22 protein-coding genes are annotated in these 20,932 nt (G+C 61.5%); 10 read left to right on the top strand and 12 right to left on the bottom strand.

Annotated features, from left to right (window positions below; genetic code table 11):
- Position 1: 1 nt before the first annotated feature.
- From FAZ21_RS03530 to mraZ, 6 genes are read right to left on the bottom strand one after another with little or no spacing between them, the layout of a single operon-like run.
- Complete coding sequence (locus tag FAZ21_RS03530) at positions 2 to 1,345, bottom strand: UDP-N-acetylmuramoyl-tripeptide--D-alanyl-D-alanine ligase (RefSeq protein WP_246038466.1); 1,344 nt, start codon at positions 1,343 to 1,345, stop codon at positions 2 to 4.
- A complete protein-coding gene (locus FAZ21_RS03525; protein WP_136771897.1) occupies positions 1,342 to 2,823 on the bottom strand; it encodes a UDP-N-acetylmuramoyl-L-alanyl-D-glutamate--2,6-diaminopimelate ligase in 1,482 nt (493 codons plus the stop codon). Before FAZ21_RS03525 ends, FAZ21_RS03530 begins: the two co-directional genes overlap by 4 nt.
- Positions 2,820 to 4,652, bottom strand: coding sequence for a peptidoglycan D,D-transpeptidase FtsI family protein (locus FAZ21_RS03520; RefSeq protein WP_136771896.1), 1,833 nt, complete (start codon positions 4,650 to 4,652; stop codon positions 2,820 to 2,822). Before FAZ21_RS03520 ends, FAZ21_RS03525 begins: the two co-directional genes overlap by 4 nt.
- The gene (ftsL, locus tag FAZ21_RS03515; protein WP_136771895.1) at positions 4,652 to 4,954 is read right to left on the bottom strand and encodes a cell division protein FtsL; all 303 of its coding nucleotides are present in this window, start codon (positions 4,952 to 4,954) and stop codon (positions 4,652 to 4,654) included. Before ftsL ends, FAZ21_RS03520 begins: the two co-directional genes overlap by 1 nt.
- A complete protein-coding gene (gene rsmH, locus FAZ21_RS03510; RefSeq protein ID WP_136771894.1) occupies positions 4,951 to 5,880 on the bottom strand; it encodes a 16S rRNA (cytosine(1402)-N(4))-methyltransferase RsmH in 930 nt (309 codons plus the stop codon). Before rsmH ends, ftsL begins: the two co-directional genes overlap by 4 nt.
- A complete protein-coding gene (gene mraZ / locus FAZ21_RS03505) occupies positions 5,877 to 6,314 on the bottom strand; it encodes a division/cell wall cluster transcriptional repressor MraZ (RefSeq protein WP_136771893.1) in 438 nt (145 codons plus the stop codon). The genes rsmH and mraZ overlap by 4 nt, the downstream gene beginning before the upstream one ends.
- A 245-nt stretch (positions 6,315 to 6,559) precedes the next feature.
- On the opposite strand from mraZ, the gene FAZ21_RS20155 reads away from it, so the two are divergent.
- The 3 genes from FAZ21_RS20155 to FAZ21_RS03495 all read left to right on the top strand — a co-directional run bounded on the left by FAZ21_RS20155 (position 6,560) and on the right by FAZ21_RS03495 (position 8,676).
- Positions 6,560 to 6,733 (top strand): protein MIGRI, encoded by a 174-nt coding sequence (locus tag FAZ21_RS20155; RefSeq protein WP_169307230.1) that lies wholly within the window; start codon positions 6,560 to 6,562, stop codon positions 6,731 to 6,733.
- A gap of 129 nt (positions 6,734 to 6,862) precedes the next feature.
- Positions 6,863 to 7,792 (top strand): protein-methionine-sulfoxide reductase catalytic subunit MsrP, encoded by a 930-nt coding sequence (gene msrP, locus FAZ21_RS03500; RefSeq protein WP_136771892.1) that lies wholly within the window; start codon positions 6,863 to 6,865, stop codon positions 7,790 to 7,792.
- A gap of 383 nt (positions 7,793 to 8,175) precedes the next feature.
- The gene (locus FAZ21_RS03495) at positions 8,176 to 8,676 is read left to right on the top strand and encodes a hypothetical protein (RefSeq protein ID WP_136771891.1); all 501 of its coding nucleotides are present in this window, start codon (positions 8,176 to 8,178) and stop codon (positions 8,674 to 8,676) included.
- On the opposite strand, the gene FAZ21_RS03490 is transcribed toward FAZ21_RS03495, so the two are convergent.
- Genes FAZ21_RS03490 through pth form a run of 3 tightly spaced genes read right to left on the bottom strand, consistent with a single transcriptional unit; the run spans position 8,666 to position 10,967 of the window.
- The gene (locus tag FAZ21_RS03490; protein ID WP_136771890.1) at positions 8,666 to 9,727 is read right to left on the bottom strand and encodes a CobW family GTP-binding protein; all 1,062 of its coding nucleotides are present in this window, start codon (positions 9,725 to 9,727) and stop codon (positions 8,666 to 8,668) included. The two genes, FAZ21_RS03495 and FAZ21_RS03490, sit on opposite strands and share 11 nt — an antisense overlap.
- Positions 9,724 to 10,344 (bottom strand): nucleotide-binding protein, encoded by a 621-nt coding sequence (locus FAZ21_RS03485; protein WP_136771889.1) that lies wholly within the window; start codon positions 10,342 to 10,344, stop codon positions 9,724 to 9,726. Before FAZ21_RS03485 ends, FAZ21_RS03490 begins: the two co-directional genes overlap by 4 nt.
- A complete protein-coding gene (pth, locus tag FAZ21_RS03480) occupies positions 10,341 to 10,967 on the bottom strand; it encodes an aminoacyl-tRNA hydrolase (protein ID WP_136771888.1) in 627 nt (208 codons plus the stop codon). The genes FAZ21_RS03485 and pth overlap by 4 nt, the downstream gene beginning before the upstream one ends.
- Positions 10,968 to 11,204: 237 nt before the next feature.
- Here pth and FAZ21_RS03475 point away from each other — a divergent pair, with 237 nt between their 5' ends.
- Complete coding sequence (locus FAZ21_RS03475) at positions 11,205 to 11,408, top strand: cold-shock protein (RefSeq protein ID WP_136771887.1); 204 nt, start codon at positions 11,205 to 11,207, stop codon at positions 11,406 to 11,408.
- Positions 11,409 to 11,451: 43 nt separating this feature from the next.
- Here FAZ21_RS03475 and def read toward each other — a convergent pair whose 3' ends face one another.
- Entirely contained in the window at positions 11,452 to 12,012 is a 561-nt protein-coding gene (gene def / locus FAZ21_RS03470; protein ID WP_136771886.1) for a peptide deformylase, read from the bottom strand.
- 71 nt (positions 12,013 to 12,083) lie between these two features.
- On the opposite strand from def, the gene rstA reads away from it, so the two are divergent.
- The 6 genes from rstA (at position 12,084) to cysN (ending at position 18,819) form a co-directional block, all read left to right on the top strand.
- Complete coding sequence (gene rstA / locus FAZ21_RS03465) at positions 12,084 to 12,815, top strand: two-component system response regulator RstA (RefSeq protein ID WP_136771885.1); 732 nt, start codon at positions 12,084 to 12,086, stop codon at positions 12,813 to 12,815.
- Between the two features lie 45 nt (positions 12,816 to 12,860).
- Positions 12,861 to 14,156: an ATP-binding protein gene (locus FAZ21_RS03460; protein WP_136771884.1), complete on the top strand. Its 1,296-nt coding sequence runs from the start codon at positions 12,861 to 12,863 to the stop codon at positions 14,154 to 14,156.
- Positions 14,157 to 14,225: 69 nt separating this feature from the next.
- Positions 14,226 to 15,482, top strand: coding sequence for a glutamate-5-semialdehyde dehydrogenase (locus FAZ21_RS03455; RefSeq protein ID WP_136771883.1), 1,257 nt, complete (start codon positions 14,226 to 14,228; stop codon positions 15,480 to 15,482).
- A gap of 215 nt (positions 15,483 to 15,697) precedes the next feature.
- Positions 15,698 to 16,069, top strand: a complete 372-nt coding sequence (rsfS, locus tag FAZ21_RS03450) for a ribosome silencing factor (protein WP_136771882.1) — start codon at positions 15,698 to 15,700, stop codon at positions 16,067 to 16,069.
- A gap of 136 nt (positions 16,070 to 16,205) precedes the next feature.
- On the top strand, positions 16,206 to 17,132 hold the full coding sequence (gene cysD, locus FAZ21_RS03445) for a sulfate adenylyltransferase subunit CysD (protein ID WP_136771881.1): 927 nt from the start codon (positions 16,206 to 16,208) through the stop codon (positions 17,130 to 17,132).
- 250 nt (positions 17,133 to 17,382) lie between these two features.
- Entirely contained in the window at positions 17,383 to 18,819 is a 1,437-nt protein-coding gene (cysN, locus tag FAZ21_RS03440; RefSeq protein WP_136771880.1) for a sulfate adenylyltransferase subunit CysN, read from the top strand.
- Positions 18,820 to 18,854: 35 nt separating this feature from the next.
- On the opposite strand, the gene FAZ21_RS03435 is transcribed toward cysN, so the two are convergent.
- Both FAZ21_RS03435 and FAZ21_RS03430 read right to left on the bottom strand, forming a co-directional pair.
- On the bottom strand, positions 18,855 to 20,336 hold the full coding sequence (locus tag FAZ21_RS03435) for a hypothetical protein (protein ID WP_136771879.1): 1,482 nt from the start codon (positions 20,334 to 20,336) through the stop codon (positions 18,855 to 18,857).
- Positions 20,333 to 20,926 (bottom strand): hypothetical protein, encoded by a 594-nt coding sequence (locus FAZ21_RS03430; protein ID WP_136771878.1) that lies wholly within the window; start codon positions 20,924 to 20,926, stop codon positions 20,333 to 20,335. Before FAZ21_RS03430 ends, FAZ21_RS03435 begins: the two co-directional genes overlap by 4 nt.
- Positions 20,927 to 20,932 lie beyond the last annotated feature (6 nt).

Raw genomic sequence — 20,932 nt, 5'->3', positions numbered from 1 at the left:
CTCAGTATTCCTCCACCAGCGCGTCCACCACCCGTTCCATCCGCATGAAGCGCGATCCCTTGACCAGTACCGTGGTCTGCGGTGTGACGGCGGCGCGCAGCGCCGTCAGCAGTTCGTCCAGTTGCGCGAAATGCCGGCCGGTGCCGAATGCCTCGCTGGCGTGGCGCATCTCGGTGCCAAGCGTGTACAGGGCGCTGACGCCGCGCTGGCGGGCGTAATCGCCCACTTCGGCATGCAGTGCGGCGGCGTTGTCGCCCACTTCGCCGATATCACCCAGCACCAGCAGCGTCGGCGCGGGCGCGGTGACCAGCACGTCGATGGCGGCTTTCATCGAATCGGGATTGGCGTTGTAGGTGTCGTCGATCAGCCGCGCGCCGTTGGCGGCGGTCTTGTTTTCCAGCCGGCCCTTCACGCCGTGGTAGGCGGACAGCGCGGCCGCGATGTCTGCGATGTCCAGGCCCAGCGCGTAGCCGACGGTGGCGGCGGCCAGCGCGTTGCGCACGTTGTGCAGGCCGGGCACCGCCAGCGTCACCGGGGCGTCGTCCAGCGGGGCGTCGAGGATGAAGCGGCTGGCGGTGGCGTCGAGCTGGACTTCGCGCGCGGCGATTTCGGCGGCGATGGTGCCAAAGGTGATCTGCTTGTGGCCGTTGGCCAGCATGCTCCACAGCGCCGCGTTGGCATCGTCGGCATTGATGATGGCCACGCCCTCATCGGGCAGGCCACCGAAGATTTCGCCCTTGGCGCGTGCCACGCCTTCCACCGAGCCGAGGGCTTCCAGGTGGGCGGCGCCGGCATTGTTGACCAGCGCGATGTCGGGTCGGGCCAGGCGCGTCAGGTGGTCGATCTCGCCGAAATGGTTCATGCCCATCTCGACCACGGCGTAGCGATGCTGGGGACGCAGCGACAGCAGCGTCAGCGGTACGCCGATGTGGTTGTTCAGGTTGCCTCGGGTGGCGAGCACGGCATCCGGGCCGGCGTGGGCCGCCAGCACGGTGGCGGTCATTTCCTTGACCGTGGTCTTGCCGTTGCTGCCGGTGATGCCGATTACCGTCGGGTCGAGTTTGTCGCGCCAGTGGGCGGCCAACTGCGTCAGCGCGGCCAGCGTGTCGGCGACGACGATGCGATTGCCCGCGCCGGGCTGATCGACCAACGCGGCCACTGCACCCTGCGCCAGTGCGCCATCGACGAAATCGTGACCGTCGAAGCGGTCGCCCTTCAATGCGACGAACAGATCCCCCGGCCGCACGTCGCGGCTGTCGGTGGTCACCCGTTCGAACGCCAGGTCGGCGTCGCCGACCAGTTGCCCTTCCAGCGCCAGCGCGGTTTCGCGTAGCGTCAACATCATTTGCCTTTCCTTTCCAATGCGGCCAGCGCGTGTTCCACGTCGTCGAAGTGGTGCCGTACGCCAGCGATTTCCTGATACGTTTCATGGCCCTTGCCGGCGATCAGCACCACGTCGCCGGCCTGTGCCAGGTCGATGGTCGCGTCGATGGCCAGGGCGCGGTCCGACTCCACGGAGTAGTCGGCATGGCCGCTGCCATCGACACCGGCGACGCCTTCGACGATTTCGTCGATGATGGCCTGCGGGCTTTCACTGCGCGGGTTGTCGCTGGTGATGACCACGGTGTCGGCGCGATGGCAGGCGATCTCGCCCATCAACGGGCGCTTGCCGTGGTCGCGATCGCCGCCGCAGCCGAAGATGCAATACAGCCGGCCGTTCTTGCCCATGGCGTCGCGCAGCGTGCTCAGCGCCTTGTCCAGCGCATCCGGGGTGTGGGCGTAATCGACCACCACCAGCGGTTGCGCACCACCGCCCAGCCGCTGCATCCGCCCTGGCGCGGCATGGATCTTTTCCAGCACGCGCACGGCATCGATCAGGGGCACTTTGGCGGCCAGCAGCGCCGCCAGGCAGGCCAGCAGGTTGTAGGCGTTGAAACGGCCGATCAGGCCGGATTGCAGGGTGGCCGTACCGAAGGGCGTGGTCACTTCCAGGGTCAGCCCGGCGAGCGAGGTGTCGATATGGATGGCACGGACGTCCCCGGCGTCGATGCCGTAGCTCAGTACGCGGGCGACCGTCGTTTCTGTTACCAGTTGCGCGCCGAACGGGTCGTCGGCGTTGATGATGGCGGCCTTCAGGCCTTCCCAGTTGAACAGCCGCGCCTTTTCGGCGCCGTAGGCTTCCAGCGTGCCGTGGTAGTCCAGGTGGTCGCGCGTCAGGTTGGTGAAGATGGCGATGTCAAACACCACGCCATGTACCCGGGCTTGCGCCAGGCCGTGTGAGGAGACTTCCATCGCCACGGCGTTGACGCCGGTATCGCGAAAGCCAGCCAGCCAGCCCTGCACGGCCACCGGTTCCAGCGTGGTGTGGCTGGAGGGCAGCAGCGACGGGTAGACGCCGTTGCCCACGGTGCCGAGCACGCCCACCTTGCGGCCCAGCGCGCCCAGCGCCTGTGCCAGCCAGTTGGCAATGGAGGTCTTGCCGTTGGTGCCGGTGATGCCGAACACCAGCATGTCGGTGGAGGGGTCGCCCAGCAGTCGCGCGGCGATGATGCCGGCCTGCGCGCGCAGTTGCGGAACCGCCAGGTTGGGCACGGCCCAGTCCGGATTCCAGGCGAAGTCCTCGGCTTCCCACAGCACCGCGCCGGCGCCATTGGCGATGGCTTCGGCGATATAGGCGCGGCCGTCGGCGTATTCGCCCTGATAGGCCAGGAACAGGTCGCCCGGCCTGACCTTGCGGCTGTCCGATGCGACATGGCGTCCGGCTGCCAGGGTGTCGATGGCGTCGAAATCCAGCACGGGCAGGGGCCAGTTCAAGGGCTTCATGTTTCCTCCGGCACTTCCGGCTCGTCCTGGCCGGGTAGCAGGATGTTGTCGGTCGGTGCGTCCGGGGGAACGCCCAGCATGCGCAAACTGCCCGCCATCACGTTGGAGAACGCCGGGCCGGCGACGGTGCCGCCGTAATATGAATCGCCGTGGGGCTCGTCGATCATCACGGCCACGATCAGGCGCGGGTCCGACACTGGCGCGAAGCCGACGAAGGAGCCGACGTAGCGTTTTTCGACGTAGCCGCCGACACCCACTTTCTTGGCGGTGCCGGTCTTGCCGGCCACGCGGTAGCCCACCACTTGCGCCCGGGTACCGGTGCCGCCGGGCTGGGTGGCCTTTTCCATCATCAGGCGTACTTCGCGGATCACTTCGGGGCTGAATACGCGCTTGCCGGGTAGCGGGGCAACCTGCTTGGTAAAGGTGACCGGACGGATCTCGCCGTCGGTGGCGAATACCTGGTAGGCGCGCGCCATCTGCATCAGGCTGACCGAGATGCCGTAGCCGTAGGCCATGGTGGCCTGTTCCACCGGGCGCCAGGTCTTCCACGCGCGCAGCTTGCCCGAGGCTTCGCCGGGGAAGCCGGTACGCGGTGGCTGGCCGAAGCCGATGGCGTCGTAGTGCTGCCACAGGAACTCGCGGTCCTGGGCCAGCGCGATGCGCGCGGTGCCGACGTTGGACGATTTGACCAGGACGCGTTCGACGGTCAGCGCACCGTAGTTGTGCGTATCCTTGATGACGTAGCCGGCCATGCCCATGGCGCCGCCGGTGGTGTCGATCACGGTATTGGGCGTGACCTTGCCGGATTCCAGCGCGGTGGAGATGGTGATCGGCTTCATGGTCGAGCCGGGTTCGTAAAGGTCGGTGACCGCGCGGTTGCGGCGGCGTGCCGGGTCGATGCGGGCACGGCTGTTGGGGTTGTACGAGGGCGTGTTGGCCAGGGCCAGCACTTCGCCGGTGCGGGCGTCGAGCACGACGATGCCGCCGCCGAGCGCCTTGTTGGCTTCCACGGCGGCTTTCAGTTCGCGATACGCCAGGTATTGGATGCGGCGGTCGATGGACAGCGTCAGCGTCTCGCCATCCTTGGGCGGGATGATGGTGGAGATGTCCTCGACGATGAAACCGCGACGGTCACGGATCACCGTGCGGCTGCCAGGCTTGCCGGCCAGCATGTCCTGGCGGGTGAGTTCGAAGCCTTCCTGGCCCTTTCCGTCGATATTGGTGAAGCCGAGGATATGCGCGGTGACCTCGCCGGCCGGGTAGTAACGGCGATACTCGGTTTGCGCGTAGACGCCGGGCAGGTTCAGTTCCAGCACTTTTTTGGCGTCCTGCGGGGCCATGTGGCGCTTGAGCCAGACGAAGTCGGGCTTGTCGCCGCTCTTGCGGCTGGTGGACAGGCGGCTCTCGACCACCTTCACCGGCATGTCGACGGCCTTGGCGAGCTTGCTCATTTCGTCTCGCGACATCGGTACCGGCTCTTTCTCGGAGCTGGGTTCCCAATGGTCGGGACGTTTCTGGCCGGCGGGCAGCAGCTTGATCGAGCGCGGGCTGACCCAGATCGATTGCACCGGGGTGGAAATGGCCAGCGGTTCGCCGTTGCGGTCGGTGATCATGCCGCGATTGGCTTCCAGCTTGAGCGTGCGGGCGTAGCGGGCCTCGCCCTGCTGCTGGAGAAAGCCATCGTCCATGATCTGGAGAAAGAAGCCGCGCGCGATCAACACGATGAACAGGATCATCAGGCCGGTGAGGATGAACCAGACGCGCCAGCGCTCCAGCTTGAGCTGCTGGACAAAGCGCTGGCGGGCGCGGCCCTGGGGTGCGGTCTGCATCAATCCACATCCCCCTGCCTGGGCCGGGCCACGGCGGTGCCGCGCGGCAGGATCACCTGGGTGCGATTGGCCCCCGGCAACTGCATGCCGAGCTTGCGGGTGGCTTCATCCTCGATGCGCGAGTGCATGGCCCAGGTGCTTTGCTCGAGCTGCAACTGCCCCCATTCCACGTCCAGCTTCTTGGTGTGCTGGGCTTCCTTCTGCAATTCGGAGTACAACTTGCGCGCCTTGTGCTGGCTGGTGACCACGGACATGGCGCACACCATCAGCAGGCCCAGTAAAAACAGATTGAGGCGGATCATTGCGCCGCCTCCGTTCTTTCCGCCACCCTGAGTATCGCGCTGCGCGCGCGCGGGTTGTCCGCCAGCTCGGTATCGCCCGCGCGGATCGGCTTGCCGATCAGCCGCAACGGTGGTGGCGGCAGGTCGGCCGCCCTGATCGGCAGCCGGCTGGGCAGGTGGTTCTTGGCGGCATCCTGCATGAAGCGCTTGACGATGCGATCTTCCAGCGAGTGGAAGGCGATCACTGCCAGCCGCCCGCCGGGCGCGAGCAGGGCCAGCGCCTGTGGCAGGATCAGCGCGAGCTCTTCAAGCTCGCGATTGATGAAAATCCGTAGAGCCTGGAAGGTACGCGTCGCCGGGTCCTGGCCCGGCTCACGGGTGCGCACGACGCCTGCCACGAGCGTGGCAAGTTCGCGAGTCGTTCCGACTGGGGCGTCCCCGCGACGCGCAACAATCGCTGCTGCAATCTGTTTAGCAAACCGTTCTTCGCCATAGTCACGTATCACCTCGGCAATATCTTGTTGGTCGGCGCTGGCCAGCCATTCGGCGACAGTGTTGCCGCGCGTGGTGTCCATCCGCATATCGAGCGGCGCGTCGAAGCGGAAGCTGAAGCCGCGACTGCCGTCGTCCAGTTGGGGCGAAGACACGCCCAGATCCAGTAAAAGCCCGTCGATGGCGGTCACGCCGCGCGCCGCCAATGCATCGGCCAGCGTGGCGAAGCCTTCGTGAACGATCGAAAAGCGGGGGTCGGCGATCTGTCCGGCTTCGCGGATGGCGGCCGGGTCCTTGTCGAAGGCGATCAGCCTGCCGCCGGGGCCGAGGCGGGAAAGGATGAGCCGGCTGTGGCCGCCGCGACCGAACGTGCCGTCGACGTAACAGCCGTCGGGACGGATCGCCAATGCCTCGACGGCTTCGTGCAACAGCACGGTCTTGTGAACGAAGCTCACAGCGAAATGCCCTGCATCTGGCTGGCCAGTTCGGCAGGGTCGATCGCCATGACGGCTTCGTTCTGCGCCGCCCACTTGGCTTCGTCCCACAACTCGAACTTGTTGCCCATGCCCACCAGCGCCACGCCCTTGTCGAGATGGGCGATCTGGCGCAGGCGCGGAGAGATCAGCACGCGGCCGGCGCTGTCGAGTTCGACATCCTCGGCATGACCGACGATGAAACGGCGGATGGGCATCTGCGCGCCGGTGAGGGTATTGAGCTGGTCGCGCACGGGCAGCCAGTCGGGTTCGGGATACAGCAGCAGGCAGCCGGAAGGTTCGACGGTGATCACCAGCCGGCCTGCACAACGCGCGGACAGCAGTTCGCGATGCTTGGCCGGAATGGCCAGACGCCCTTTGCTGTCGAGGTTGAGTGATGCAACGCCGCTGAACATGATCCCCATTCCTGATGTGGCGGGGTGTTTGTCACACTTTCACCCACTTTTTCCCACTGCGCCCCACTATAGAGTAAAAAAAAAGCGCTCACAAGGGGCGCTGATCGATAATTCCGTTTTGATACAATCACTTAGAGCGTTTTGCTTACGCTGCATCAGCGGCTGATAAAACAGCGCAAAATGAAGCAACAACCGCGCAATCTTAAAGTGCTACTTTAACTAGCTCAGCCACCTGTCATGGTCCGATGAAATACCTGCGCGTACTCTTTTATCTATTCTTCCTCTGGGCGGCGGTGGTGTTTGTCATCGGCCATTTCCGCCCCCAGATGCGGCAGGAACTGGACCGGGTGATGCGGATTGCCGCATCCGTGCTCTTGCTGGGCGGCCTTGCCGCACTGGGGTGGCACTTCCTGGGATGAACGGGGTCGGAACGTGATGCGCGATCATCGCGACTCGCGATCCTTCACGATTCTGCTTCCGTTACGTTCTTGAGCAAGCTGCCTACTGCTGGTGATTGCCAGCGTCTAATCGATCTGCAGGAGCCGGTCATGTCCAACACCCCAGCGTCCACTCCCAGGCCCAGTGAAATCACGCCCGAGGCGTGGTACCTGAACCGGCGACAGTGGATGGCGGGGGCGATGGGTCTGGGCTTGTCTGCCTTGTTGCCGGGCTGGGCCGGTGCGGCGGGGACATGGGCCACACGACCCAGCCGCTTCAGTACGGATGAAGAGAAGAACCGGTTCGAGCAGATCACCCAATACAACAATTACTACGAGTTCGGTACCGACAAGGAAGACCCTGCGCAATACGCCGGCACACTGAAAACGCGGCCATGGACGGTGCGCGTCGAGGGTGAGTGCGAGGCGCCACGCACCTTCGACATCGACACGCTGATGAAACTGGCCCCGCTGGAAGACCGCGTCTATCGCCTGCGCTGCGTGGAGGGCTGGTCGATGGTGATTCCCTGGGTGGGGTTCGAGCTGAATGCCTTGCTCCGGCAGGTGAAGCCGACTTCGCGCGCCCGCTACGTCGAGTTCACCACCCTGGCCGATCCGCGGCAGATGCCCGGCGTGCGCAGCCGTGTGCTGGATTGGCCTTATACGGAAGGGCTGCGTATCGATGAGGCCATGCATCCGCTGACCATCCTGGCGGTCGGCCTGTATGGCAAACCGCTGCCCAATCAGAACGGTGCGCCGATTCGCCTGGTGGTGCCCTGGAAGTACGGTTTCAAGAGTGCGAAGTCCATTGTGCGCATCCGCCTGACCGATACCCAGCCGGCGACGGCCTGGAACAAGGCCGCACCCCAGGAATACGGTTTTTATTCCAATGTGAATCCCGAGGTGGATCACCCCCGCTGGAGCCAGGCCACCGAGCGCCGCATCGGCGACCTGCTGCGACGCAAGACCCTGCTGTTCAACGGCTATGGCAACGAGGTGGCGCGCTTGTACCAGGGAATGGACCTGCGGAAATTCTATTGAAACCATGCGCTGCGGGTAATGCGATGCCGCAGTACCCACCCCTACGGGGCATGCATGGTGCTTACGCAATAGGGAACGACGAGAAGTGTTGTGTATGTGCCCCTGCCTGAAGGGATAAGCCGCCCGTCTGTCGCCGATGAGCGTGGAGGCAAAGTTTGATGACAATCAATTGAAGGCGTCCTTACGTCTCCTGCTAATCCCTTTTCCTTATTTTTCGCCGGGTTGAGTTCCCCCGACCAAGGGTTGGCCCTTACGGCAGTGCGGTTGGGTTGGGCCGATCAAAGGCGGCAATTGCCGCTGGCATGCTTTCTTCGCGAGGGGGATTGAGGTAAAACAAGCCGCGAACAAGCAAAAATCCTGGGGGGCGAGTCATGCTGGATGTGGTGTTCCGTAAAACGGATATGGGCGCGGAAGAAATGCGCACCCGCGCGCATGCGCTGTCTCCGAAGCTACGTCAGTTATTGATCATGATCGATGGCAAGACACCGGCGGGCCAATTGGCATTGCAGCTTCCGGAAAAGGAAATGATCCATCGGCTGATGGAGCTGGAGTGGGATGGCTTCATTGAACGCGTCGGCGGCGTCAGCGCCGGTGGGGCCGCTGCGACACCCAAGGCCGCGCCCGCCCCGGCTGCGGCGGTATCGCTGGAAAGCGCAACCATCAGCGCCGGGCAGATGGCGCGGATTCGTACCGTGCTGGAGATGAGCAACCAGAACCAGCTGGCTGGCGCGCTGGATAACCTGCTGCACCAGTTGCACGGCTCGATGGACAAGGCGGCGCTGGAGGCCGCCATCGGCCACTGGTTGCAGATGATGCGCGAACGCGGCCACGACGGCGCCGCGCAAACTTACCTGGCGCAGATTCGCGCCGCGCTCAAGAACTGAGGTCCGCCGCGCTGTCGAGACGCGTCGCAAACAATGCCGCTTCCAGCGCCGCCCAATCGGGCGGCGTCGTGCTTTGTACGATCACTTCGAAGCGATTGTCGCGGCGGTATGCCGAAATGGCGGCCGCAGGCATGCCATCCACCCAGTCGAAGCGATACCAGTCTCGCTCCGTGTGAAATACGCCCTTGGCGCGCGTCAGGCCGGCCAGTTCCAGTGCTTCGGGCTGGCTGAAGGCTTCGAACAGCTCGGCCACCTGATAGGAAACAAACAGGGTTTCCGGCCCGAAGACCCACCCGCAACTATGCGAATCCAGGCTGGACTGGGTTTTGCGCAGTGGGTAGGCGGGCTCCGTTTCCGCCTGAACGGGGGCACCCTGTCGCCGTGACGGTGTCAGGCCATGTCCGGCGGGGCGGACCACGACGTTGCCCCAGCGCCGGGTATCGAGGGCCAGGTCCAGCAACGCGGGATCGAGGTCGCCCTTGATCGCTTCGACGATCGCCAGCTTCTCCGGGAACAATGCTTCGCCCATGCGGCGGGCACGGGCGAGTTGTTCGGCGTCGGCGAGATCGACCTTGTTCAGCACCAGCACGTCGGCCAGTTCCAGTTGATCGCGCCAGGTTTCGTGCGTGGTGTAGCGGGTATCGTCCAGATGGCGCGGATCGAGCAAGGTCACCACCGCGCGCAGCGAAAATGCCTTGGCGAGCAGGGGGTCGCGCAGCAGATCGACGATACCAGCCGGATGCCCCAGGCCGGACGGCTCGATCAGGATGCGATCCGGGCGGCGCTCACGTACCAGTCGGGTCAGCGCGGTGCGCAACATCGGGCTGGTGGTGCAGCAGATGCAACCGCCAGGCACTTCGGCCACGTTGAGGTTGTCGCCGGCCGCCGACAGCGTGGCGCCGTCGATACCGATCTCGCCGAACTCGTTGACCACCACCGCCCAGTACTGATCGGCGGGCTTGCCGGCCAATAGCCGGGTCAGCGCCGTTGTCTTGCCGACGCCGAGAAAGCCAGTGACGAGATTGACGGGAATCTTGGGCAAATCGGTCATTTCAACCACTCGAGTAGGGGTTGCCACTGCGCGAAGTCGCGCTCGAAGCGCGGGCGCGGCAGATCGAACAGGGTCAGGCCGCGTGGCTGCAATTGCACGTAGAGCTGTGTATCGCGCAGGCTGGTCAGCAACGGCAGTTGGTAGTCGGCCACGAAATTCTGGAAACGACGGAAGGTCTGGGTGCGCGGATTGACCCGCATTCCCACGACGGCGATTTCGACACGTCCTTTGCGTACGGCTTTTTCTTCGGCGAGGCGTTCGAAGAAATCCGTCAGCGCCCATAGATCGAAGCTGGCGGGCTGCACCGGTACAACCACACGCTCAACCACCTTGAGCGCGGCATCCAGCTTCCGCCCATGCAGGCCGGCCGGGCTGTCGAGCACCGCCACCGTCGTGCCGTGCGGTGGACGCGCGGGCAGCCCTTCCGGTAGCTCCCAGCCATGAATGCGGGGGAAGTTGTCCGGGCGCTGCGCCAGCCAGCGTTTTGCCGTGTGCTGCCGATCCAGGTCACCCAGCATCACCGATTCACCTTCCCAGGCGAAATATGCTGCCAGGTGGGTAGCCAGCGTCGATTTGCCGCTACCACCCTTGGGATTGGCCACAAGGATGGTTTTCATGGGGCGGGGGCGGCTTTGTGCGGGCGTCGACGTGCTTCGTCGGTATGCAGTTTTTGCATGGCGCCGCCCAGGTCGCCCGACAGCAGTTGCGGCACGATCTGATGGGCACGATCCAGCGTTTCGTCGATCAGCGTCTGTTCCTCCATCCGTGGCGGCTTGAGTACATAGGCCGCGACCTGTGCGCGGTCGCCCGGGTGGCCGATGCCGACGCGCAGGCGCCAGAAGTTGGGCGTGGAGAGATGGGCCTGGATGTCCTTGAGGCCATTGTGCCCGCCGTTGCCGCCGCCCTGCTTGAGTTTGATCTGCCCCGGCGGGATGTCGAGTTCGTCGTGCACCACCAGGATTTCGTGCGGCAGGACACGGTAAAATTGCGCTAGCGACACCACCGACAGGCCGCTGCGATTCATGAACGTCATCGGTTGCAACAGCCAGACCTCGTGGCCGGACAGGCGCGCCCGTCCGACCTGGCCGTGGAACTTGTTCTCGTGGCGTAGCGTGGCGCCGCCATCGCGGGCCAGTTGGTCCACCCACCAGAAGCCCGCGTTGTGGCGCGTGGCCGCGTATTCGGCACCAGGATTGCCCAGGCCGACGATCAGTTTGATGGGGGAAGCGGAAGAGGTCATTGGTATTTGGTTGCGTTTTTGGTCGGGGCATTTTACCCGCGATGCAGAAAACGATGGACATCGCCGGTTTTTCCCGGTAGCGTGCCCCTCGCAGTCGTATCAATGCATGTATTCGAGCAGTTCCCCCGCCCCTAGAGTGGCGCCTCGCTGCTTCCCGGCTACGTTTCTTGATCGTTTGCAGGACCAGGGCGAACTATTGCCCGAATTATTTTTATTTTTCAAAGAAGGAACGTAGCAATGGCTACCGGTACCGTTAAGTGGTTCAACGACTCCAAGGGCTTCGGCTTCATCACCCCGGATGACGGCAGCGCCGATCTGTTCGCGCATTTCTCCGAAATCCAGGGCAACGGCTTCAAGAGCCTGGCCGAAAACCAACGCGTTGAATACGATGTGAAGCAAGGCCCGAAGGGTCTGCAAGCTGCAGCGATCCGCAAGGTCTGATCGCTCAGGCATCGAGAAAAACCGCGGCATTGCCGCGGTTTTTTTATTGCCCGCTCGTTGTGTCCGCTTCGCCTTGCGGGCGACGGGTGTAGTCGGGGAAGAGCACTTCGGTGTAGCCGAGCTTGTGCAGATCGTCGATACGCAGCGGGTACAGGATGCCGTTCAGGTGATCGCATTCGTGCTGGACCACCCGTGCATGGAACCCTTCCACGCTACGGTCGATCAGGCGCCCTTCGACATCGAAGCCCGTGTAATGCAATGCCGTATGCCGAATCACGCGGCCACGCAGCCCCGGTACGGACAGGCAGCCTTCCCAGTCTTCCTCCCGCTCGGGAGAAAGCGGCGTCAGCACCGGGTTGATCAGGACGGTTTCCGGTACCGGCGGTGCTTCCGGGTAGCGCGAGTTCCGCTGGAACCCGAAGATCACCACCTGCAGGTTCACGCCGATCTGAGGGGCGGCGATGCCCACGCCCTGGTGCGCGCGCATGGTGTCGAACAGGTCGGTCACCAGTTCGTAAAGATCGGCTGTGGCAAAGGCTTTCACCGGTTCCGCGATCCGATACAGACGCGGATCGCCCATCTTCAGCACTTCTCGTACCGCCATTCTTTTACCCCCTGCAAGACGCGACGCCCGCGCTCTGGCTACAATCACCCGATCTATTCAGGAACGGTACCATGGCGCAGCGCATCATTTTCGTTGAAGACGATAGCGAGCTGGCCGAACTGATCGGCGGCTTTCTGAGAAGTTTCGAATTCGAAGTCGAGCATCTGGCCGATGGTGGCGACCTGCTCAACCGGGTGCGCGTCCAGCCACCGGAAATGGTCCTGCTCGATATCATGCTGCCTGGCAAGGATGGCCTGACGCTATGTCGCGAGCTGCGCGAGTTCTACAGCGGGCCGGTGGTGATGCTGACCTCGCTCAACAGCGACATGAACCAGATCCTCAGTTTCGAGATAGGCGCTACCGACTATGTGGTCAAGACCACGCCGCCGGCGGTGCTGCTGGCGCGCATCCGTGCCCACTTGCGCCAGGGAGGCGGGCAGGGTGGCCAGGTGGACGCGGCGGCACCCATCGCGGCGGGCGATCGCTCATCGCTCAACTTCGGCAAGTTGCAGATCGACGCGCGTAACCGCACCGCGACCTACGACAAGGAGCCGCTGCACCTGTCCACCGGTGACTTCGATCTGCTGTGGGAGCTGGCGCGCCACGCCGGCGAAATCCTGTCGCGCGATCACTTGCTCAAGACGCTGCGGGGCATCGAGTACGACGGGATGGATCGCAGTATCGACGTGGCGATTTCGCGCCTGCGCAAGAAACTGAACGACGACCCCAACGAGCCGCGCAAAATCAAGACCATCCGCCACAAGGGCTACCTGTTTGCGGCGGATATCTGGTGGCAGGAGTAAAGCCCGCCGCGCACGGCGCGCGCCGCCGCGTGAGGGATATCGCCCATGCGTAAACTGTTTCTGCGTTTCTACCTGACGGTCGTGATCTGCTTTCTGGCGTCGGCGTTGTTGATCGGCGCCGTTTACAAGCAGATGCTGGAGCGGATCAACCGTCAGTACCTGAACGACGTCTTCCAGAGCACCATCATCATCGTCGAGAACGAACTGGGCGCATTGCCCCAGTCGCTCTGGCATGACGAGATCGCACGCCTGCGCAACAAGTTGCCGGTGCCGGTGAACATCGAAGAAGTGGAGGCCTACAAGCTCAACCCCTCGCTGCTACAGGGGATGATGAATGGCGAAACGCTCTATCTGCCGCGCCGGAACATTTATATCCACCGCATTCCCGATACCCAACTGGTCATCGAGCTGGGGCCAGTGGCGTATCTCTCGCGGCTGGACAGCGTGTCCTGGCCCGATGCCATCGGTTTGCTGTTGATGTGTGCGGCGCTGGGCGTTCCCACCTGGCTATGGCTACGCCCGTTCTGGCGGGACCTGCTGACGCTGATCCGTCAGAGCCGCAAGCTGGGCACGGGCGACTTTGGCGCGCGAACCAAGCTGGAGGAATCGTCGCCGCTGGAGCCACTGTCCGGCACCATCAACCGTATGGCGCAGGATATCGAGGAACTCTCCGCCAGCCGTCAGGCCATGATCGATTCGATCTCGCACGATGTGCGCACGCCGCTGGCGCGTCTGCGTTACCGCCTGGAAGCGGTCAAGGCGGGGGCGCCGGTGGAAAGCTTCATCGGCGGGGCCGAGCGCGATCTGGAACAGATGGACCAGTTGGTCGAGGAATGGCTGACGCTGCGTACGCTGGAGCGGCCGGAGATGAAGCCCGAGCCCCAGCCGTTCGAAGCGCTGCCATGGCTGACACGTCAGTTGGATGAACTGGCGGTGAATGCCGCGGCGGTGGCGTTCGTCAACGCCACGGGCGAGGCGGAGCCATGGCTGTGGGCGGACCGCTACTATCTGGGCCGCGCCTTGGGCAACCTGGTCAACAATGCCCGGCGCTACGGGGGAGGGCAGGTGCGGGTGACGTTCTCTTGGCACGATGGCGTCGCCTCGCTGGAAGTGGAGGACGACGGCCCCGGCATTCCGGAGGACGCGCGTGAGCGTCTGCTCAAGCCGTTCGAGCGGCTGGAGGGGAGCCGCAACCGCAGTACCGGCGGGCATGGGCTGGGGCTGGCGATCACCGACATGATCATGAAGGGGCACGGCGGTGAGCTGCGCATCGGCGACAGCGAGCTGGGCGGTGCGCGCATGACGCTGAGCTGGCCGAGCACATTGACCGCCGAAGCGTGATCCGGCTGCAAGCCGGCCCCTTTCCTCGTTACAATGCCCCGATACTGTTCGTTCCCACTGGTTTGACCCATGGACATCAAGCTCTACATGCAGGACGTCGGCCGCCGCGCCCGCGCCGCCAGCCGCGCAATGGCCAAGGCCGATACCGGCGCCAAGAACCAGGCGCTCATCGCCATTGCCGACGCCATCGAGCGTGATGCCGACGCGCTCAAGGCCGCCAACGCACGCGATATGGAACAGGCACGTGCCGATGGCCTGGAGCCGGCGCTGCTCGACCGGCTGCAACTGACCGACAAGACCATCGCCACCATGGCCGAAGGCCTGCGCCAGATTGCCACGTTGCCGGACCCCATCGGCAACATGGGCGATTTCAAGTTTCGCCCCACCGGTATCCAGGTGGGCAAAATGCGCGTGCCGCTGGGCGTGATCGGCATCATCTATGAAGCGCGCCCCAACGTGACCGCCGATGCCGCTGGGCTGTGCATCAAATCGGGCAACGCCACCATCCTGCGCGGCGGGCGCGAAGCCTTTCATTGCAATCAGGCAATCGCCGCGCTGGTGAAGGAAGGTCTGGCGGTGGCCGGGTTGCCGGAAACGGCGGTGCAGATCGTCGAAACGCCGGATCGTGCCGCCGTGGGCGAGCTGATCACCATGAGCGAATTCGTGGACGTGATCGTGCCGCGCGGCGGCAAGAGCCTGATCGCGCGCATCGCCGCCGACGCGCGTGTCCCGGTGATCAAGCACCTGGACGGTATCTGCCACGTATACATCGATGACGAGGCCGACCCGGAAAAGGCAATCCGCATCGCCGATAACGCCAAGACGCAGCGCTACGCCCCGTGTAACACCATGGAAACGCTGCTGGTGCACGAGAACGTCGCCGACGTGATCCTGCCGCCGCTGGCGGAGATCTACCGCAGCAAGGGGGTGGAGCTGCGCGGCTGCACCGCGACGCGCGATATCCTGCCCGATGCGGTGCCGGCCACCGAGGAAGACTGGCGTACCGAATACCTGGCGCCGATCCTGTCGATCAAGCTGGTTGCCGATCTGGACGAAGCCATCGACCACATCAACACCTATGGCAGCCACCATACCGATGCCATCGTCTCGGAGAACTACACCAAGGCGCGGCGCTTCCTGCGCGAGGTGGATAGCGCCAGCGTCATGGTCAATGCCTCCACCCGTTTTGCCGATGGTTTCGAGTACGGGCTGGGCGCGGAGATCGGTATTTCCACCGACAAGATCCACGCGCGTGGCCCGGTTGGGCTGGATGGCCTGACCAGCGAAAAATGGATTGTGCTGGGCAACGGCGAAATCCGGAGCTGAAGCGCCAGTTGTCGAATACCCGGCCCGCTTCGGCGGGCCTTTTCAATTGATGGCGCGGGTTTGCCATACCGCCAATCGCCCGCCCCGGTTGCCCGACGGCGGACAAGGAATGCGTCCACCACAATGGCTGAGGGTACACTAGCGGTTTTGCCGGCAACCGATATCGGCCGGCGATTCCCGGGCCATCCAGGCGCGGGTTGTCACAGGAAACAGGAATGAACGAACAAACCCAGCAAATGCGCGACGTGGCCGTAGCCGCTTTGGAAGACATCAAGGCCAAGTACATCGAAATACTGGATACCGCCGAACTCACCGATCTGTTCGATTGCATGGTGGTGGCTTCCGGCGACAGCAACCGGCAGGTGCGCGCTCTGGCCAACAACGTGGCGGTCGAGCTGAAAGCCAAGGGCTTCGAGGTGCTGTCCACTGAAGGCGAAGAAAGCGGCGAATGGGTGCTGGTGGATGCAGGCTCGCTGGTGGTGCACGTGATGTTGCCCGCCGTGCGCGACTATTACGATCTGGAGCAACTGTGGGGTGGCCAGAAGCCCAGCTTCAACCCGCTGGGGCGGCCCTGGTCGGCAGTGTGACCGGAACGGCAAAAGTGTAATGGCTTAACGTTATAACCATCGCGTCTTTTTGCCGTTTTGCGAATTAGGTAGATTACCCTTTTCAAGACCGGGCACAGTGCCCGGTCTTTCATGCTTTTTGCCCCCAGACTCCTTCATGAACACCATCAGCGACGCGCGACAGACCCATCTCAAGCAACTGGAAGCGGAATCGATCCATATCATCCGCGAAGTGGCGGCCGAGTTCGACAACCCGGTGATGCTGTACTCCATCGGCAAGGATTCCGCCGTGATGCTGCATCTGGCCAGGAAAGCCTTCGCGCCGGGCAAGCCCCCGTTCCCGCTGATGCACGTGGATACCACCTGGAAATTCCAGGAGATGTACAAGCTGCGCGACAAGCAAAAGGCGGAAGGCTGGAACCTCATCACCTACGTGAACGAGGAAGGCGTGAAGGCGGGCATCAACCCATTCACCGCCGGCAGTGCCAAGCACACCGACGTGATGAAGACCGAGGGCCTGAAGCAGGCGCTGAACAAATACGGCTTCGACGCGGCATTCGGCGGCGCCCGGCGCGACGAGGAAAAGAGCCGCGCCAAGGAGCGGGTCTATTCGTTCCGCGACAAGAACCACCGCTGGGACCCGAAGAACCAGCGTCCCGAGTTGTGGAACCTCTACAACTCCAAGATCGACCGTGGCGAATCGATCCGGGTGTTTCCGCTGTCCAACTGGACCGAACTGGATATCTGGCAATACATCTTCCTGGAAAACATCGAGATCGTGCCGCTGTACTTTTCCGCCGAGCGCCCGGTGGTGGACCTGAACGGCACGTTGGTCATGATCGACGACGACCGCATCCTGCAATACCTGACCCCGGAACAGAAAGCGGGCATCCAGACCAAATCCGTGCGCTTTCGCACGCTGGGCTGCTACCCGCTTACCGGCGCGGTGGAATCCACCGCCGCCACGCTGCCCGAGGTCATCCAGGAAATGCTGCTGACCACCACCAGCGAACGCCAGGGTCGCGTGATCGACCACGATTCCAGCGGCTCGATGGAAAAGAAAAAGATGGAAGGCTATTTCTGAGCGTCGGTGCGTTCTGCCAGGTATTGCGCGCTTGCGGGGCATGTACCGGGCGCGCTGGCCTGGATGGGGCAACAGCGGCCCCTTTTTGTCCCGACGTCCAGCCTTGCTGTCGCGCCTGGGCTTCGCATGGCTCGGGAGCGTTTTTAACTGATATGTGTAATCGCGCCGAATCCGGCACAGGCATAACCCAGATAACCCCAACCAGCAGGCCGTGGGTACCCGGCGCTGGATCACGCTTTAGGCTGCAACCATGTCCCACCAGTCCGACCTGATCGCCAGCGACATCCTCGCCTATCTGAAGCAGCACGAGAACAAGGACCTGCTGCGCTTCATCACCTGCGGCAACGTGGATGACGGTAAATCCACGCTGATTGGCCGGCTGCTGCACGACTCCAAGCTGATCTTCGAAGACCAGCTTGCCGCCATTCAGAAAGACAGCAAGAAGTACAACACCACCGACCAGGAAATCGACCTGGCGCTGCTGGTAGATGGCTTGCAGGCCGAGCGCGAGCAGGGCATCACCATCGACGTGGCGTATCGCTACTTCAGCACCGATCGCCGCAAGTTCATCATCGCCGACTGCCCGGGGCACGAGCAGTACACCCGCAACATGGCTACTGGTGCCTCCACCTGCGACCTGGCCATCATCCTGATCGACGCGCGTTACGGGGTGCAGACGCAGACGCGCCGACACAGCTTCATCGTCAGCCTGCTGGGTATCCGCCATGTGCTGGTAGCGGTGAACAAGATGGATCTGGTCGATTTCTCCGAAGCGCGTTTCAACGAAATCAAACACGCGTATCTCGATTTCACCGAGCAACTGGATATTCCCGACATCCGCTTCGTGCCGATCTCTGCATTGCGCGGCGATAACGTCGTCAACGAGTCGAGCCAGACGCCCTGGTACGAGGGCGACACCTTGATGAAGCTGCTGGAAAGCGTGGAGATCAGCCGCAATGCCAAGCTGGATGCGTTCCGCCTGCCTGTGCAGTACGTGAACCGGCCGAACCTGGACTTCCGTGGCTTTTGCGGCACGATCGCCGCCGGCCATGTCTGCCCGGGCGACGAGATCGTCGCACTGCCATCCGGCAAATCGTCCAGGGTAAAAGCCATCGTTACCTACGAAGGCGAACAGCCGGCCGCATTTGCCGGACAAGCCATCACGTTGACTCTGGAAGACGAAATCGACGTCAGCCGCGGCGATATGCTGATCCGTGCCACCGACGTACGGCCCAGCGTCGGGCAGCGTTTCGATGCCCATCTGGTCTGGATGAACGAAGCACCGCTGATCGTTGGTAAGGAATATGCCTTCAAGCTGGGTGGCAAAACCGTCTATGGCCGCATCGCTCGCATTCGGCACCGCGTGGATGTGAACACCCTGGCCCAGGTGGAAGTGGATTCACTGCAACTGAACGAAATCGCCCTGGTGACAATTGAAGTGAATGCGCCGGTGGTCTTCGATGCCTACGCCCAATGCCGCGGTACGGGTAGCTTTATCGTGATCGACCGGTTGAGTAATGCGACGGCGGGGGCGGGGATGGTGACGGGTGTATCCACAAGTGCCGACGCGCCGCTGGGCGAAATGGACGAACTGACTCGGCTGCGGGCTTTCGAGGTGGAGTTGAATGGGCTGGTGCGGAAGTATTTTCCGCACTGGGGGACAAAAGAGATTTCTTCGCTTCCATAAAGAAAAAAGGCCACCATCCAGGTGGCCTTTTTTTGTCAGTTGCTTTTCAGAAGCCGTGGCTTTTCCGTGATGAAATATTGAGGCAGAAATTTCCAGCCACAGATTTGAAAGAAATCCGCAGCGGAATACCGGGTGTCGGTTGCGAACAATGCTGCTGCTTGTTCCGATAGCGGGTCGAATTGAGGGAGCCGTCGGTGGCTGTTGCCACTATTTATGAAATAACCAATTTCATTGATTGATGTAGGCAGGCACAAGATCAAGGCTGCCAAAACCATTTTCTTTTTGACCGGCCCCGCATCCATTAACGTATCTATTGATCTCACGCTCAGAAGAAATATCGGCCCAAGCGAAACCCGCATTACAAAATCACTGGTGTTCCCGTATGTAAAAGGCAGGATAAGCAGAATGATCAACGAAATGAGGCAGAGGCGATCCCTGTAAATGTTTCGGCGCAATATGAAAACAAATATTCCCAATTCGGCCAGGAGAAAAAATAGCAACTCGTTGAGCTTGGGAAGTCGCTGTGAAATGCAAGTTATGCACGCCCCGCCCATTGGCATGTCACTTGAAAGATAAAGCGCCACGACTAGTGCGGCGGCGGAGAATGTGACAAAGGTGACAATATTTAAAATGGAACCCAATTCAAATCTTCTGGACCAGAACAGCCAGAGAACGATGGGCAAGGCTCCAATCATTCCATATGGGGTCCATATTGCCAGCAAACAAAAGGTGGCTGCGAGAAACGATAAAGAGAATTGCTGATGCCGTAAAGCCATCAGGATGAAGATAAAGGTGGGAATGCTCTGGTGTGGGACCCAGATCAAAGCCGTGATGATGGAAGAGTATTCGATTGGCAGGCCAAGATTGTCATAAGCCCACCTTTCAGAGTGGATTCCAAGAAAAGGCGCGCTCGGCATATCTTTCAATGCTCTTAGCAGATGCTCTGCGTAGAAATCGGCCCCGCCCAAGGCAAGAATGAATAAAAGGGCACATACGGCGCGCGTAGGAACAACATATCGCGATAACACCATTTTGCAAATTATCACATACCCCAGAAAGAGATAGCCACAAAAAGCTATTTTGGGGGTGATGATCGAAAATGTTTTGACCAACAAGGCGGGCAGCAGGTAGGCACCCACATAATAGCGCAGATAATGTGTGCTACCTTGTAATTCTAGCGATACTGGCCAATCATTCCGGCTGATTTCGTTTAGAATTGCCCAGTGCTTGAACCAATCCCACGCGAATTGATTTCTCGAAAATCCTGCAATCCATATCAGGATGCCTGCTACTAATGCTGAAATTACCCAATAAAAGCTGTTTTCTTTCCGAGCGGAAGGAATGCACCAGAAAAGGCTCAATCCAGTTATGAGGGCGGCGATAGGCAGGAGGAATGGGTCGACAAAAAAAAGAAAAAAAATCAACGTAGGGGCCAATAGATACAAGTACGCTATTACTGCCTCCAGCGTAGTCCTTGCGTGCGGTGAGCTTATCGGGCCAATAGATGGGTAGTTCATTTGCTGCTGCTGGGCTCCCCTGAGCGGGGCATTTTTTTGTGTAAGGGGTGAACGTAATCGTCTGGTATTTCATACCATTCGACTATTTTCGAATAGAGGTTGGTCAAGGATTTTCCTTGAGGTGTCAAGGAGTATTCGCCGTTTGTGGCGGATACTGTTCCCGTCCTGATTTGCTCATCCATTCTACGATCTACAGCTTTGAATTCTCGAATGTATTTTTCAATCAGGGCGGATTCGAGCTCATCCTTGCTGTATGCACTTTTCTTGGCATCGGACATATAGCCTAGCAGGAATACTGTGACAGATCGGTCCGCCGTAACGGGTAAATGAGTAAAGAACAGGGTATTGACACAAAGCATCATGCTAAAGCTGACCAGCACGTCTTTTCTATCTATCCAATTGAAAGGCACGGCGAGTAATAGCAAGGAAATTGCAGATATGGTGACAAGTATTACCTTTAACCCGCGATAAAAAAATACAGCTTCGCCGCTGAAAAGCCCGATTTGTAAAACGAATTTTACCAGTACCATGGAAAAAACAATCAGGAATAGCTGTAGCGCAATTCCTCTAATGAGATGTAATGCAGCCATTTTTCC

Origin of the sequence: Chitiniphilus eburneus, from assembly GCF_005048205.1 — a bacterium.
GTDB classification, from domain to species: domain Bacteria; phylum Pseudomonadota; class Gammaproteobacteria; order Burkholderiales; family Chitinibacteraceae; genus Chitiniphilus; species Chitiniphilus eburneus.
This window is presented reverse-complemented; position numbering and strand designations above follow the sequence as displayed.

What these genes read in the sequence shown, in the direction of transcription:
- cysD (WP_136771881.1), top strand. Translation starts at nt 16,206, where the DNA reads ATGAACACCATCAGCGACGCGCGACAGACCCATCTCAAGCAACTGGAA.
- FAZ21_RS03530 (WP_246038466.1), bottom strand. Translation starts at nt 1,345, where the DNA reads ATGATGTTGACGCTACGCGAAACCGCGCTGGCGCTGGAAGGGCAACTG.
- FAZ21_RS03455 (WP_136771883.1), top strand. Translation starts at nt 14,226, where the DNA reads ATGGACATCAAGCTCTACATGCAGGACGTCGGCCGCCGCGCCCGCGCC.
- FAZ21_RS20155 (WP_169307230.1), top strand. Translation starts at nt 6,560, where the DNA reads ATGAAATACCTGCGCGTACTCTTTTATCTATTCTTCCTCTGGGCGGCG.
- def (WP_136771886.1), bottom strand. Translation starts at nt 12,012, where the DNA reads ATGGCGGTACGAGAAGTGCTGAAGATGGGCGATCCGCGTCTGTATCGG.
- FAZ21_RS03435 (WP_136771879.1), bottom strand. Translation starts at nt 20,336, where the DNA reads ATGAACTACCCATCTATTGGCCCGATAAGCTCACCGCACGCAAGGACT.
- FAZ21_RS03475 (WP_136771887.1), top strand. Translation starts at nt 11,205, where the DNA reads ATGGCTACCGGTACCGTTAAGTGGTTCAACGACTCCAAGGGCTTCGGC.
- cysN (WP_136771880.1), top strand. Translation starts at nt 17,383, where the DNA reads ATGTCCCACCAGTCCGACCTGATCGCCAGCGACATCCTCGCCTATCTG.
- FAZ21_RS03525 (WP_136771897.1), bottom strand. Translation starts at nt 2,823, where the DNA reads ATGAAGCCCTTGAACTGGCCCCTGCCCGTGCTGGATTTCGACGCCATC.
- ftsL (WP_136771895.1), bottom strand. Translation starts at nt 4,954, where the DNA reads ATGATCCGCCTCAATCTGTTTTTACTGGGCCTGCTGATGGTGTGCGCC.
- rstA (WP_136771885.1), top strand. Translation starts at nt 12,084, where the DNA reads ATGGCGCAGCGCATCATTTTCGTTGAAGACGATAGCGAGCTGGCCGAA.
- FAZ21_RS03460 (WP_136771884.1), top strand. Translation starts at nt 12,861, where the DNA reads ATGCGTAAACTGTTTCTGCGTTTCTACCTGACGGTCGTGATCTGCTTT.
- rsfS (WP_136771882.1), top strand. Translation starts at nt 15,698, where the DNA reads ATGAACGAACAAACCCAGCAAATGCGCGACGTGGCCGTAGCCGCTTTG.
- msrP (WP_136771892.1), top strand. Translation starts at nt 6,863, where the DNA reads ATGTCCAACACCCCAGCGTCCACTCCCAGGCCCAGTGAAATCACGCCC.
- FAZ21_RS03485 (WP_136771889.1), bottom strand. Translation starts at nt 10,344, where the DNA reads ATGAAAACCATCCTTGTGGCCAATCCCAAGGGTGGTAGCGGCAAATCG.
- mraZ (WP_136771893.1), bottom strand. Translation starts at nt 6,314, where the DNA reads ATGTTCAGCGGCGTTGCATCACTCAACCTCGACAGCAAAGGGCGTCTG.
- pth (WP_136771888.1), bottom strand. Translation starts at nt 10,967, where the DNA reads ATGACCTCTTCCGCTTCCCCCATCAAACTGATCGTCGGCCTGGGCAAT.
- FAZ21_RS03490 (WP_136771890.1), bottom strand. Translation starts at nt 9,727, where the DNA reads ATGACCGATTTGCCCAAGATTCCCGTCAATCTCGTCACTGGCTTTCTC.
- FAZ21_RS03430 (WP_136771878.1), bottom strand. Translation starts at nt 20,926, where the DNA reads ATGGCTGCATTACATCTCATTAGAGGAATTGCGCTACAGCTATTCCTG.
- FAZ21_RS03520 (WP_136771896.1), bottom strand. Translation starts at nt 4,652, where the DNA reads ATGCAGACCGCACCCCAGGGCCGCGCCCGCCAGCGCTTTGTCCAGCAG.